This window comes from Nonomuraea sp. B208, assembly GCF_057536035.1.
In genome coordinates, this window is record NZ_BAAJOU010000027.1 from 215,730 (window position 1) to 228,792 (window position 13,063).

At 71.2% G+C, this 13,063-nt stretch carries 11 protein-coding genes; 8 read left to right on the plus strand and 3 right to left on the minus strand.

Annotated features, from left to right (window positions below; genetic code table 11):
* Positions 1 to 2 precede the first annotated feature (2 nt).
* Both AC27IY_RS32605 and AC27IY_RS32610 read left to right on the plus strand, forming a co-directional pair.
* The gene (locus tag AC27IY_RS32605; protein WP_487180266.1) at positions 3 to 1,103 is read left to right on the plus strand and encodes a sensor histidine kinase; all 1,101 of its coding nucleotides are present in this window, start codon (positions 3 to 5) and stop codon (positions 1,101 to 1,103) included.
* Positions 1,103 to 1,699 carry a response regulator gene (locus tag AC27IY_RS32610; protein ID WP_091088621.1) on the plus strand — a complete coding sequence of 199 codons (597 nt, stop codon included), beginning with the start codon at positions 1,103 to 1,105 and terminating at the stop codon, positions 1,697 to 1,699. Before AC27IY_RS32605 ends, AC27IY_RS32610 begins: the two co-directional genes overlap by 1 nt.
* 34 nt (positions 1,700 to 1,733) lie before the next feature.
* Here the strand turns inward: AC27IY_RS32610 and AC27IY_RS32615 are convergent, their stop codons facing one another.
* Entirely contained in the window at positions 1,734 to 2,243 is a 510-nt protein-coding gene (locus AC27IY_RS32615) for a signal peptidase II (RefSeq protein ID WP_487180267.1), read from the minus strand.
* 372 nt (positions 2,244 to 2,615) lie between these two features.
* Between AC27IY_RS32615 and AC27IY_RS32620 the strand changes: the two genes are divergently transcribed.
* The 4 genes from AC27IY_RS32620 to AC27IY_RS32635 all read left to right on the plus strand — a co-directional run bounded on the left by AC27IY_RS32620 (position 2,616) and on the right by AC27IY_RS32635 (position 7,231).
* A complete protein-coding gene (locus AC27IY_RS32620; RefSeq protein WP_487180268.1) occupies positions 2,616 to 3,872 on the plus strand; it encodes an MFS transporter in 1,257 nt (418 codons plus the stop codon).
* A 499-nt stretch (positions 3,873 to 4,371) separates the two neighbouring features.
* Positions 4,372 to 5,460 (plus strand): FecCD family ABC transporter permease, encoded by a 1,089-nt coding sequence (locus tag AC27IY_RS32625; protein WP_487180269.1) that lies wholly within the window; start codon positions 4,372 to 4,374, stop codon positions 5,458 to 5,460.
* The gene (locus AC27IY_RS32630) at positions 5,460 to 6,257 is read left to right on the plus strand and encodes an ABC transporter ATP-binding protein (protein ID WP_487180270.1); all 798 of its coding nucleotides are present in this window, start codon (positions 5,460 to 5,462) and stop codon (positions 6,255 to 6,257) included. Before AC27IY_RS32625 ends, AC27IY_RS32630 begins: the two co-directional genes overlap by 1 nt.
* Positions 6,254 to 7,231, plus strand: a complete 978-nt coding sequence (locus tag AC27IY_RS32635) for an ABC transporter substrate-binding protein (protein ID WP_487180271.1) — start codon at positions 6,254 to 6,256, stop codon at positions 7,229 to 7,231. The genes AC27IY_RS32630 and AC27IY_RS32635 overlap by 4 nt, the downstream gene beginning before the upstream one ends.
* 174 nt (positions 7,232 to 7,405) lie before the next feature.
* On the opposite strand, the gene AC27IY_RS32640 is transcribed toward AC27IY_RS32635, so the two are convergent.
* Positions 7,406 to 8,578 carry an MFS transporter gene (locus AC27IY_RS32640; protein WP_487180272.1) on the minus strand — a complete coding sequence of 391 codons (1,173 nt, stop codon included), beginning with the start codon at positions 8,576 to 8,578 and terminating at the stop codon, positions 7,406 to 7,408.
* A 73-nt stretch (positions 8,579 to 8,651) separates the two neighbouring features.
* Between AC27IY_RS32640 and AC27IY_RS32645 the strand changes: the two genes are divergently transcribed.
* Positions 8,652 to 9,674 carry an ROK family transcriptional regulator gene (locus AC27IY_RS32645; protein WP_487180273.1) on the plus strand — a complete coding sequence of 341 codons (1,023 nt, stop codon included), beginning with the start codon at positions 8,652 to 8,654 and terminating at the stop codon, positions 9,672 to 9,674.
* 614 nt (positions 9,675 to 10,288) lie between these two features.
* Here AC27IY_RS32645 and AC27IY_RS32650 read toward each other — a convergent pair.
* Entirely contained in the window at positions 10,289 to 11,680 is a 1,392-nt protein-coding gene (locus AC27IY_RS32650) for a hypothetical protein (RefSeq protein WP_487180274.1), read from the minus strand.
* A 121-nt stretch (positions 11,681 to 11,801) separates the two neighbouring features.
* Here AC27IY_RS32650 and AC27IY_RS32655 point away from each other — a divergent pair, with 121 nt between their 5' ends.
* Entirely contained in the window at positions 11,802 to 12,911 is a 1,110-nt protein-coding gene (locus tag AC27IY_RS32655) for a tyrosine-type recombinase/integrase (protein ID WP_487180275.1), read from the plus strand.
* Positions 12,912 to 13,063 lie beyond the last annotated feature (152 nt).

A 13,063-nucleotide genomic window follows, 5' to 3' on the forward strand; every position in this document is an offset into this window, starting at 1 on the left:
AGGTGAACGTCTGGGAGGCGCGCTGGTTGCACGCCTTCCACCTGCTCTTCTACGCCTGCCTGGCGCTGGGGCTGATCTTGTCGATCGGCGAGCGCGCCGGCCCGGCCCCGGTGACTTTGGTGGTGGCGGCGCTGATGGCCGGCTGGCACGGGTTCTTCGTCGTCCGCCGGCCGCACCTGCTCGGCCGGCTCCACCCCATGGCGCTCCACTTTGCCGTGCTGTGCGCTCTCTACGTCGCGCTGGTGCTCACCGACCGCTCCTTCGACGTGGTCATCTTCGGACTGATGCCCCAGGCGTACGTGATGCTGCGCACTCCCTGCTCCTACGCCGGCGCGGTAGCGACGATCTTGTGCACCTTCGCGGCCAGGGGCTACCTGGACGACCCCGGCGCCCTGTGGCGGCTTGCAGGCAGCTGCGGCCTGGTGGTGGCGATCGGCCTGTTCGTGACCTACGTCATGCGACAGAGCGCGCACAACAAGACGGTCGGGGTGCTGGAGGAACGGGCGAGGCTGGCCAGGGAGATCCACGACACCCTCGCCCAAGGGCTGAGCGGGATCATCACCCAACTGGAGGCGGCCGAGCAGGCCATGCCCGGACAAGGCGATCCTGACCTGACCTCCGTGCGCAGGAGAATCACGCTGGCCAAGGAACTGGCCCGCGACAACCTCCGCGAAGCCCGGCGCTCGGTGGACGCGCTGCGGCCCGGCCCCTTGGAGGAGGCTCGCCTGGAGGAGGCGCTGGCGCAGGTCGCCCAGCGGTGGGCGCAAGCCTGCGAGGTGAGCGCGACCGTGACGGTGGACGGCACCCCTCGGCCGCTGGCCGGGGAGGTGAGCGGCACGCTGCTGCGTGCGGCGCAGGAAGGGCTGTCCAACGTGGCCAAGCACGCCCAGGCGGGCCGGGTGGCCATCACGCTGACGTACATGGACGATGAGGTGACGCTGGACGTGTTCGACGACGGCACAGGCTTCGATCCGAGGGCACGCGGTTCCGGCTACGGGCTGGCGGCCATGGGGGAACGTGCACGCGGCGTGGGCGGCACGCTGACGGTGGAGTCGGCGCCGGGAGAGGGGACCGCACTGTGCCTGCGCATCCCCTCAGGTTGATGATCGTCGATGACCACCCGGTGGTCCGCGACGGGCTGCGCGGCATGTTCGACCATGTCGGCGACATCGAGGTGGTCGCCGAAGCAGCCGACGGGTTCCAGGCTCTGGCCATGGCCCGGCGAGCGCGACCGCACGTCGCCCTCATGGACCTGCGCATGCCCGGTTTGGACGGCATCGGCACGATCGAACGGCTGCGTACGGACCACCCGCAGATCAAGGTGATCGTGCTGACCACCTATGACACCGACGCCGATGTGACCCGGGCCATGGCGGCCGGGGTGGCGGGCTACCTGCTGAAGGACGCGCCCCGCGAGGAGTTGCACCGGGCGGTCCGTACGGCCGCGGCGGGCGGCGCCGTCCTGGCGCCGTCGGTCGCCTCCGCGCTCATCAGCAGGCCCGCGGCGCAGGAGCCGAGCCCACGCGAACTGGAGGTGTTACGGCTGGTGGCGCGGGGTGCGGCCAACAAGGAGATCGCCCGGGCTCTGCTGATCAGCGAGACCACCGTCAAAACCCATCTCAAGCACGTCTTCGCCAAGCTCGGCGTCGAAACCAGGGCCGCGGCCGTCGTCGTGGCGATGGAACGCGGGCTCCTGTAGCGCCGTCGGCCGTCGGATGGCCCCGGGCCAGAAGCTAGACGGACTTTTCGCTCGGCACCCTGGCGAGCGGCACACCACGCAGGCTGAGCAGTAGCATCGCAACGCACCCGCAGGTGAGTGCGATGTCGGCGACGTTGCCCACGAACAGGCCGTAGTCGATGAAGTCCACGACGTGCCCGCGGGCGAAGCCGGGCTCGCGGAAGAGCCGATCGCCCAGGTGAGACGCCGCCCCGCCGAGCAGCACGCCCAGCACAAGCGCCCAGGCGGGGGAGGCCAGCCGACGCGCGGTGTAGAGAATGCCGGCCACCGCGGCTGTCGCCGCCAGGGCGAACACCCATGTCGCGCCGGTGCCTATGGAGAACGCGGCGCCGGGGTTGTACAGCAGCCGGAAGTGAATCAGAGGGGGGATCACGGCGACGCGCTCACTGCCGGACAGCGTGGAGACCGCCCAGAGCTTGGTGAGCTGGTCCACGACAAGGACCACCGCGGCCAGCATGAGCATCATGCCGTACAGCCGGCTCGAACCCCGCTCTAACCGCATCATTCATGGCCTCCGTGCTGTCCAGCCCATATTTCCCTGAGACTACTAGCTGTGCTGACCACGGACGTTGGTGGCAGCGACACGGCCAGACGAGCTCGAAAGGGGTAAGGCCGCCATGGGCGGTACTTATTCGCTTGTACCCCTACCTATTGGTAGGTAGATTGCGTCGCCATCCCGGAAAGCCTCATCGGGCCCGGAACGAGACACCGCAGGAACGCCCGGCGCCCACCCCCTGCCGGCAACCGGCTCAGGACGTCGTCGATCTCTTCCTGTACGGTGCCGCACCTGACCGGCCCGACATGTGACCGCCAGACCCGACCCAGCCCACGCCTGTCCGGCGACCGACCACGTCCAGCGCGAGCGGAGAAAGACCAGATGACCACGACCACCCGCTGGCGGCGTAACGTCGCCCTGTTCCTGACCGGGCAGACCGTGTCGTTGTTCGGCTCGATGATCGCGCAGTACGCGGTGATGTGGTGGGTGACCCTGCAGACCCGCTCCGGGCTGGCGGTGGCACTCTACGCGGTTGCCGCCTTCCTGCCCCAGGGCGTGGTGTCGATCTTCGGTGGGGTGCTCGCCGACCGGATGAACCGCCGGGTGCTGGTCATGGTCGCCGACGGCGCCATCGCCCTGGCGACGCTGGTGCTCGGCCTGCTCATGGCCAACGGCGTGACCGACCTGTGGATCGTTCTGCTGGCCGTGGCGGTCCGGTCGCTGGGAGCCGGGGTGCAGACTCCCGCCGTACAGGCGATGATTCCGCAGATCGTGCCGGGTGAGCATCTGATGCGCGTCAACGGGATCTTCCAGACCATCCACTCGGCGATGGCGCTGCTCGCCCCTGCCGTCGCTGCGGCGATCTTCGCCTCCTTCGGTCTCGTCTCCGTCTTCTTCCTGGACGTGGTCACGGCGGTGATCGGGATCGGGCTGCTCGCCCTGGTCGCCGTACCGAGCCTGGAGCGCGCGGCCGAGGACCGCGTCTCCTACCGGCAGGATCTGGTCGACGGGATGCGATACGTCCGCACCCACCCCATCGTGCGCTGGCTGCTCATCGTGTACGCCGTCATCTTCCTGCTCACCGTGGCGCCCTCGTTCGTCACGCCATTGATGGTCGCGCGCAGTTTCGGCACCGAGGAGTGGATGCTGGCGGCACTGGAGATCGCCTTCAGCCTGGGCATGTTGCTCGGCGGCGTCCTGATGTCCACGATGCTGGCCAACCGCAGCCGGATAGGGCTGATCCTCGTCGCCGTCTACGGCTTCGGGCTCGCGACCGTGGCGCTCGGGCTGAGCGGCAACCTGTGGGTCTTCTACGGCTTCATGTTCGTGTTCGGACTGCTGGTGCCGCCGTTCTCGACCCCGTTCATGACGCTGATCCAGGAGACCGTCGAACCGGCCATGCACGGGCGTGTGTTCAGTTACGTCGGCATCGTGATGGCGCTGGCCACTCCGGTCGGCATGGCCGTGTTCGGCCCGCTGGCCGACGTGGTCAGCGTGCAGGTCCTGCTGATCGCCGCGGGGCTGACCGCCATCGCCGTGATCGCGATCGCGTCCCGCGTGCCCTCGGGCCGGGCCACCATCGCCGCCGCCCGCGCCACGCACGCTTCCGACGCCGAGGCCACCTCCGTGGACGCCTGACTACGCTGAGCCGGCGACTGCCTGGGAACAGCTCCGCCACCTGCACGACCACCCCGACACCCGGTTCGCGCCGCTGTACGTCGGCGGGGTTCTTGCGCGGGGTACGGCGGGGCTTCATGCGCACACCGCCACGAACACCGTCGCCCAGGTCTGCAGCGCCGGGTGCGCCAGGTGGGGCCTGAGCAGGAACCGTCCCGCCACCAGCAGGGCCACCAGGGCCATGAACGCCCAGGGTAGCCGGAACCCGGCCAGGGCCCGTCGCGACCCGGACTCCGCCGGTCGGACACACTCCGGGACCGGCCGATCCGCCGTACTCGGCTGCGACATCACCCTCCCCATCGCCCACAGGTACGCGGCAGCGGACCAAGGCGGCTGTCTCCAGCGCCTACGCCCCGATCGTGCCTAGGCCATGCATGGTGATACGGTCCATCGAAAATGATTCTCATTTTCTGGAGCGTCCTTGAGCTCGTTGCGTGAGTCAGGTCCATCGGACGTCGGCATGGCATCGTCGCCGGCGGCCCCAGGAGCTGAAGATCCACCCACCGGTAGAGCGGCGGGGCCCGCCATGCCGCTGATCGCCGTCCTGCTGGCGGGGGCCCTCACGGTGTCTGTGCTGCTGGCCATCGCCCTGGGCGCCGCCGCCGTGCCGCCGGGGGAGACGCTGCGTTTCCTGTGGGCGGCCGTGACCGGCGGCTCGATCACCGCTGACGACGTTGCGGCGTACCAGATCATCTGGCAGGTACGCACGCCCCGCGTGCTGCTGGCGGTCCTGGTCGGGGCCGGGCTCAGCGTGGTCGGGGTGGCGATCCAGGCCATGGTGCGCAACGCGCTGGCCGACCCGTTCGTGCTCGGCGTGTCGTCGGGAGCATCTGCCGGGGCGGTGCTGGTCAGCGCCACCGGCGCGCTCACCGCGCTGGGAATCTACGCGGTCTCGGCCGGCGCCTTCCTCGGCGCGCTGCTCGTCTCCGCCCTGGTCTACCTGGCCTCGCGCGGCGCCGGTGGTCTGACGCCGCTGCGGCTGGTGCTCACTGGCGTGGCGATGGCGTTCGGCTTCCAGGCCGTGATGAGCCTGATCGTGTACTTCGTCCCGGACGGCGAGTCGACGAGCACGGTGCTGTTCTGGTCGATGGGCGGCTTCGGCGCGGCCACGTGGGGCGCGCTGCCCGTCGTGGCGGTCGTCACCGCCGTCACCGTCGTGGCGCTGCGCCGCTTCGCGCGCAGCCTGGACGTGCTCGCCCTGGGCGACGAGACGTCGGTCAGCCTGGGCGTGGACACCGCCAGTCTCCGCAAGGGCCTGTTCGTGCTGACCTCGCTGGCCACCGGCGCGATGGTCGCCGTCAGCGGCGCGATCGGCTTCGTCGGGCTGGTCATGCCGCACCTGGTGCGGCTGTGGGTCGGGGCGGCACACGTCCGTGTGCTCACCATCGCCCCGCTGACCGGGGCCATCTTCATGGTGTGGGCCGACCTGGTGGCCAGAACCCTGGTGGCACCGCGCGAGCTGCCCCTCGGCGTGATCACCGCGCTGGTCGGCGTGCCGGTCTTCGTCGTCCTGCTGCGCCGTCGCAGCTACCTGTTCGGAGGCCGCTGATGACCCGCCTGCTGCTGGACGATCTCACGGTGTCCATCGACGGCGCCGCCATCGTCAAAGATCTGGCGCTCGCCGTCGGCGACGGGGAAGTGGTGGGACTGGTCGGGCCCAACGGATCGGGCAAGACCACTGCCCTGCGCTGTGTGTATCGGGCGTTACGGCCGGCGGGCGGCGCGGTCCTGATCGACGGCAAGGAACTGTCGCGGATGCCGCTGCGCGGCAGCGCCCGCCTCATCGCCGCCCTCACCCAGGAGGGACGGGCGGACCTCGACTTCACCGTCGAGGAGGTCGTCGCCCTCGGCCGCGCCCCGCACCTGCGCGGCAACCAGGCGCTCAGCTCCCGCGAGCGGGAGCTGAGCCGCCGGGCCATGGCGCAGATGGAGGTGCTGCACCTGGCTGGCCGCGGCGTGCTGTCACTGTCGGGCGGGGAGCGCCAGCGCGTCCTGGTCGCCCGGGCGCTCGTCCAGGAACCGCGGGTGCTGGTGCTCGACGAGCCGACCAACCACCTGGACCTGCACCACCAGATCCGGCTGCTGTCGATGCTCAGGGGCGCCGGGCTGAGCGTGCTGGTCACCCTGCACGACCTCAACCTCGCCGCCTCCGCCTGCGACCGGCTGGCGGTGCTGTCGAACGGCGCCCTCGTCGCGTACGGGCCCCCCGCCGACGTCCTCACCGAGGAACTCCTCCGCGAGGCGTTCGGCGTCGAGGCGAACGTCGTCCCCCACCCGCTCACCGGGGTCCCCCAGGTGCTCTTCGACCTGGGCACGGCCACGACCACGAAAGGAAATCCGAAGTGAAGAGACGCACCCCCGCCGCGCTCCTGGCGGGCGCACTCCTGCTCGCCGGATGCGGCGCGCAGGTGGAGGGCGGCGCCGCCGCTCGCACGGTGACGGTCAAGAGGTGCGGGCAGGAGGTCGAGTACACCACGCCCCGCCGGGCCGTCGTCTACGAGGGCGGCAGCGCGGACAAGATGTTCGCGCTCGGCCTGACCCAGCATGTGCACGGCTACGTGATGCCGCCGGCCAACCCGCCGGTCACCGAGTCGCCCTGGGCGGCCGAGTACGCCAAGGTGAAGTTCCTCAGCGACGACCTGCTCAACCGCGAGCTGGTCGTGGACGCCAAAGCCGACTTCGTCGTCGCCGGCTGGCGCTCCGGCTTCAGCGACCAGCGCGGCATCACCCCCGAGATCCTCGATGGGTTGAAGATCCAGAGCTTCATGCACACCGAGTCGTGCTTCAACTACCCCGGATACCCCGAGCGGGTGACGCCGTTCGAGGCCCTCTACACCGACCTCGAACGCCTCGGCAAGATCTTCGGCGTCGAGGCCAAGGCCCAGGAATTGATCGCCGGCTACCGCAAGCGCGTCGAAGCGGTCCAGGCTCAGGCGCCCGAGGGCGAGCCGGTCCCCGTCTTCCTGTACGACTCGGGCACCGACAAGCCGTTCACGGCGGGCAGCCAGGTGCCGCCCACGGACATCATCCGATTCGCCGGCGGCCGTAACGTCTTCGGTGACCTGGACGCGCGCTGGGGTGAGGTCACCTGGGAGGCCGTGGTCGAGGCCAAGCCGGAGGTCATCGTCATCCTGGACTACGGGGACAAGCCCGCCGCGGACAAGATCCGGTTCCTGAAGGAGTTCCCCACCACCAGCAAGCTGCCCGCCGTGGTGAACAACCGCTTCCACGTTCTCGACTACAACGAGGGCATCAGCGGGCCGCGCAACATCGACGGCCTGGAGGGGTTCGCGAAATACCTGCGCGAACTCCGGACGTGACCGGATGAGCAGCACCCCGGGGGCGGCTCCCAGGGCGCGTATGTCAGGCCCGGTGAGGCGGGGAATTCCCTGCCTCACCGGCGCGGGCGTAGGCGACCGTCAGGTTGCCCAGCGGGTCTGTGGCGATATGGGCGGCGGCGTACGAGGGCCTCGTCGATCAGCGGGTCGCCGGGGTCAGGCGTCGGCACGAACGGCCCCTTGTGAGGGTGAGGTTCGGGAGGGACGCAGGACCGGGGCGAGCAGCGTCAGCAGCACGACCACGCACGTGATCAGCGCGAACGCGGCGGGGTAGCTGAGCGCGCCCGCCACCCAGCCCGTCACGGCCGGTGCGATCAGGCCCGACAGGTACGTGATCGTCGCCACGCCCGCCACGCCCTCGCCCGGAGTCGTGCCCGCGTTGCCCGCCGCCGCGATCACGAGCGGCACGATCACCGCGATCCCCAGTCCGATCAGGGCGAACCCGGCGATGCCGAGCGCGGGTGTGCGGGCCGCGACCACGAGGACGCCGCCGGCCGCCGCCACGGCACCGCCCGCCCTGACGGTCGCCGCCGGACCGATCCGGCGGATGACGTGGTCGCCCAGCAGCCGCGTGCTCGCCATGCAGAGCATGAAGACGGTGTATCCGGCGGCGGCCAAGCCGGGGCCGGCGTCGGTGACGGCGGTGAGGTAGACGGCGGACCAGTTGGAGCTGGCGCCCTCCGCGAACGTCGCGCAGAACCCCACCAGCCCGATCGCCAGGATCCCTCGCGTGGGGAGCGCGAAGCGCCGCGGCGCGGGCGCGTCGCGTACCGAACCCGTCATCCCGTTGTCGGGGAGGAGACCGCGCCCGGCCACCGCCCCGAGGCCGAGTAACGCGAGCGACATGGCTCCGAGGTGGATCCGGGCGTCGATGCCCGCGTGGGCGGCCAGGGCGCCGAGTCCGCCGGAGGCCAGGCTGCCGACGGACCACATGCCGTGCAGTCCCGACATGATCGAGCGGCCGAGATGCCGTTCGAGGAGGACGGCGTGCGCGTTCATCGCGACGTCGCACATGCCCGCCGATGCCCCGAACAGCAGGAACGCCCCGAACAGCCACACGGGCGACGGCGAGAGCGCGGGGAGGGCCAGGCCCGCGCACCACAGCGCGAGGAGGACGCGTGTGGCCGCGCGGTTGCCGAAGCGGTAGGCGAGGCGGCCGGCCATCGGCATGCCCACGAAGGCGCCGATCGACGGGCACAGCAGCGCGAGGCCGAGGGCGCCCGGGCTGAGGTGCAGGTGCTCCTGGATCCAGGGGATGCGCGTGGACAGGCTGCCGGCAACGGCGCCGTGCGTGACGAAGACGGCCGCGATGGCGCGGTGATGACTCATGGCTCGGAAATTATCAGGCAGGCTTCCTGATGAAAAGAGGTTTTAGGAAGGGTCCCTGATTATTATGAGGACCGTGAAGACCGCCACCCCTGCCCTGGCCCGAGCGATCAACGACCGGCTGGCCCTCGACCTGCTGCTGGAACACGGGCCGCTGACCGCGCCCCAGCTCCGCACGCTGACCGGGTTGTCCAGGCCCACCGTGTCCGACCTGATCGAACGGCTCATGACGGGCGGCCTCGTCGAGGTCACGGGCGAGAGCGGCGAGGACCGGCGAGGCCCGAACGCGCGCCTGTACGGGCTGGTGGCGGACCGAGCCCACGTGGCCGGGGTGGACGTACGGCGCGACGCCGTCAACGTCACGGTCGCCGACATCACCGGACGAGTGGTCAGCGAGGCGAGTACGACGATCGGCGCGAGAGCCGACCTGGCGACCCTCATCGCGAAGGTGGTAGGGGGCGCGGTGGGGCGGCGCGCGCTGGACACGGTCGTGGTCGGGGCGCCGGGGCTGGTTGATCCGCGTGACGGGGAACTGGTGTCGCCCAACGACGTGCCCGGGTGGCGGCGCGGCACGATGGGATCCGTACGCGAGCGCCTGGGCGTGCCCGTGATCCTGGAGAACGAGGTCAACCTGGCCGCCATCGCCGAGCTCCGCACGGGAGCCGCCGCCGGGAGCGAGGACTTCGTGCTCCTCTGGCTGGACGACGGGGTGGGAGCGGCGGTCGTGCTCGAGGGCCGGCTGCGCCGGGGGGCGTCGGGCGGGGCGGGGGAGATCGGGTTCCTGGAGGTCGGGGGTGTGGCGTTCTGCGAGCTGTTGAACGCCGAGTCCATACGGAGATTCGACCGGGACGAGCTGGCTCGGCGGATCGCCCAGGGCGCCTTCGCCTTCGCCACCCTCCTTGACCCCGGGCTCGTCGTCCTCGGCGGGACGACGGGGCATGAGGGTGGGGACGAACTGGCCGAGCTGGTGGCCGACCACCTGCGCGCCCTGGCCCCGGCGCCCACGGAGGTCCGGGCCAGCACGGTCACGGGCAACGCGGTGCTGCAGGGCGCCGTGCTGACCGCCCTGGACCTGGCCCGCGACCGCGTCTTCGGCTGACGTCTCTGGCACGTCCTGCCCGGCGGTCGACCGCCGGCTGGTCTCCGCGCGCAACTCCTGGACCTCGGGCGGGGCGACCGTCGGCGCGGCCAGGAGCTCCTTGACGACGGCGGCGACCGGCGAACGCACCCGGGCTCGTCCGGGCAACAACCACCACGCGCGAGGTGCTCCTCGTGTCCGAGCGAGGAACGGTGCCGGGCGTCCCGACAGAACTCATCCCAGCCCGGAACGAGAGCCGGCCAGGCACAGGACAGCACGACAGAGACTTTGCTGTGCATGGCCGCGAGGCGAAGGAGGGCCTACGGCAGCCCCGGTCGGCCGGGCGGAGAACCTACGGCAGCGGGACGATGTCGACGGGCACGCATCACGGTGACGGGGCCTGCCCTTGTGTTGCGAGCGCGGCGTCGGCGAGGACGGCACGTTCGGCCAGTCGCCGTGCACCGTCTGGCTGCGGTGGCCTTCCGGTGGCCTTCCGGTGGGCTGTCGCCGTCGGATGTGTCGGGTCGCTTGTCGGTGCTCACCTGGGGATGCCCTTTCGTTTCACGAAGTGGCGCGGTGGCCAGGCGATCGGGGGAGCGGCGGTTGCATCTTGAAGGCACGGCCTTGCCGCGCCTTCAATCGGATGACGGGGCGGTGACGGCCAGGAGGGCAGCGCTCAGTGCTCGGGCCTGTGCCGGCGACTGGAGTACGTCGGCGAGGGGAGTGACGCTGTCGTCGTGGTGCAGCATCACGACGCCGTCCTGGAGGGTGACGGCGTGAAAGCCTCCGGCAGGCAGGCGTACGCCGGGCCGGCCATCGACGTCGGCGAGGGGCGGCACCACCAGGCCGGTGGCCGCCTGCGCAGCGGCGAGCTGGCGGCGTAGGGTCTGCAGCTCGCGGTCGGCCATCTCCAGCCGGGTTTCTGCCGTGGCCTGGGCCAGCCGGGCCTGGTCGCGTTGGGCCTGGAGCCGGTCGCGGTCCTCGTCGAAGCGGCGTTGCCGTTCGGCCAGGTCGTCGCGGACCGCGCGGGTTTCGGCGCGGGCCTGCTCGGCGTTCGCGGTGGCCTGGTCGAGCTGCTGCCGGGTGGCGGTCAGGTGCGCGGTGGCCTGTTCGAGGTGCTCGGTCAGGCGGCGGGTCTCGGCGTGGGCCTGGGAGAGCTGACGGTCGCGCTCGGCCAGGGCGGCGGCGCGTTGTTCGGCCAGGTCCGTGACGCGGGACACCTCGCCCTCCAGCGTGCGAAGCTGCTCGGCTTGGCGTCCGGTCAGGGCCTGCTCGTCGTGCAGTTGGGCGGTGAGTCGGCCGATCTGCACGCCGAGGCGTTCGGCGTTGGCACGGGCCTCGCCGTGGATGCGGTCGCGGTGCTGCTCGGCCTCGCGCTGGGCGTGCAGGGCCTCCTGCTGGGCGCGCAGGGCGGCGTCGCGTTCCTGTTCGGCTGTGCGCTGCGCTGCCAGGGCGGCACGCATGGAGGTCCGGGCCTGTTCGGCGTCCTGCTCGGCCTGCTGCACGCTCGTCTCGGCCTGGCCGAGCTGGGTGGCGACAGCGTCCCAGACCTGCGTGAGGCGCTCGTCCAGCCGGTGCAGGTCCTCGCGTTCTGCGGCCAGCCGGGCGTCGCGCTGGTGCAGAGCGGCGCGGATCTGGCCGGCCTCGGCGGCGAAGGCGCTGACGGCGGTGTGCGTGGCCACCGCGGCGGGAGCACTGTCGGCGGCGCGGCTGGCCTCGTTGGCGCACAGCTTGCAGCAGTACTTGCTGGGGCGGCCGCCCTTGCCGGGCTCGCGCTCGGGCTTGGCGCGGCCGCAGCCGGGCCGGGCGCACTGGCGCAGGACATCGTCGGTGACCCGGGCCAGACACTCGCGGGTGTGACCCCGGCCGCCGCGGGGCGGCTCCTCCCCGCTCGGGCTTGCCGAGGGTGGCGGGACCTCGTCCAGTCCGCCCGGCGATGTGGGCGGCAGAGCGGGCAATGCGTCGGCTTGGTCCTGACCCAGGGGAGTGCCACTCGATCCGCCGGCGTCGAAGCTGATCTCCTTCACGGATGCAATTTAGCATCATCACATGCGCAGAGATTGACTGATCCGCATATCGCACATGTGTTTTCTTTATGATCACTGAGAAGTGGAGTTCTCAAAGATCAACTCTGCTAGGGTGGCTTCCGTGATCGACTCCGAGCTGACCCCTGGGCAGGGATCCCGCCCGCTTCCCACGGCCGCCTTCCCCACCTCCGCCGCCGGATTGGCGCCGGCCGCCGTGGCTGTGGTCGCGCCCGCCCGCGACCCCTATCTGCTCTACCTGGGGCGGCTGGGCAGCGCCGACTCCCGCCGCGCCATGCGGATCTGCCTGGACCACATCACCCGCATGCTGACCGGCGACCCGCTCGACGACGCCACCGTCAGCGGCCAGGGTCAGCCCTGGCACCACCTGCGCTACGAGCACACCGCCTGGATCCGTGAGCAGATCGACCAGATGGACTGGTCGCCCGCCTACCGCAACAAACACCTGGCCGCGTTGCGCGGCGTACTCAAGGAGGCGTGGAAACTCGGCCTGCTCAGCACCGACGACCATCAGCGGGCCGTCGCCCTGGCCCCGTTCACCGGCCACCGCGAGCCGGCCGGCCAGCACGTCCCGGACACCGTCATCGGCGCGCTCATCGCCGCCTGCGACGCCGACCTCTCACCCGCCGGCGTCGTCACCGGCGCCGGGCTGCGCGACGCGGCCGTCATCGCCGTGCTGGACGCGTGCGGCCTGCGCCGCGCCGAGCTGGTCGCCCTGCAGTACGCCGACTACGACCGGGCCCGGCGCATGCTCACCGTCATCGGCAAGGGCGACAAACAACGCCGCATCCCGGTCAACACCTTCGCCGCCCGCCGCCTGGAGGCCTGGCTCGCCCGCCGCGGCACCCACCGCGGGCCGCTGTTCCCGCGCCTGACCCGCGGCGGCACCGTACGCACCACCCCCGACGGCCGCCCCTGGCAGATGAACCCCCAGGCCGTACGCGACATCCTCGCCAAACGCACCGAACAGGCCGCCACCACCCCGGTCCGGCCCCATGACCTGCGCCGCACCTTCATCTCCAACCTCCTGCCGCAGGCTGACGCGATCATGACCGCCCGCCTGGCCGGCCACGCCAGCCCCAGCACCACCCTCGGCTACGACGTACGCCCCGACGAAGAAGCCCGCGACGCCGTCGAACGACTCCGCATCCCCACCGTCGCGCCCCTACTGCCCGAGCCACCCGCTGACCATCGGCCTCCCGCCGCACCATGACGAGGACGGCACCAGGCCCGGTATCGGCCCGCGGACCATCCCGGTCGTAGCGTTTCGCGAGCGGTGTGGCCTTGCCCGACGCCCCCATCCGGCCTTCCTCGCCGCCCGGCAACCGGCCCCCGTTCGCCACACAGGGGGCACAAGCCCGTGCC

Coding starts and splice junctions, on each gene's coding strand:
- AC27IY_RS32610 (WP_091088621.1), top strand. CDS start 1,103: ATGATCGTCGATGACCACCCGGTGGTCCGCGACGGGCTGCGCGGCATG.
- AC27IY_RS32630 (WP_487180270.1), top strand. CDS start 5,460: ATGACCCGCCTGCTGCTGGACGATCTCACGGTGTCCATCGACGGCGCC.
- AC27IY_RS32620 (WP_487180268.1), top strand. CDS start 2,616: ATGACCACGACCACCCGCTGGCGGCGTAACGTCGCCCTGTTCCTGACC.
- AC27IY_RS32625 (WP_487180269.1), top strand. CDS start 4,372: ATGGCATCGTCGCCGGCGGCCCCAGGAGCTGAAGATCCACCCACCGGT.
- AC27IY_RS32640 (WP_487180272.1), bottom strand. CDS start 8,578: ATGAGTCATCACCGCGCCATCGCGGCCGTCTTCGTCACGCACGGCGCC.
- AC27IY_RS32615 (WP_487180267.1), bottom strand. CDS start 2,243: ATGATGCGGTTAGAGCGGGGTTCGAGCCGGCTGTACGGCATGATGCTC.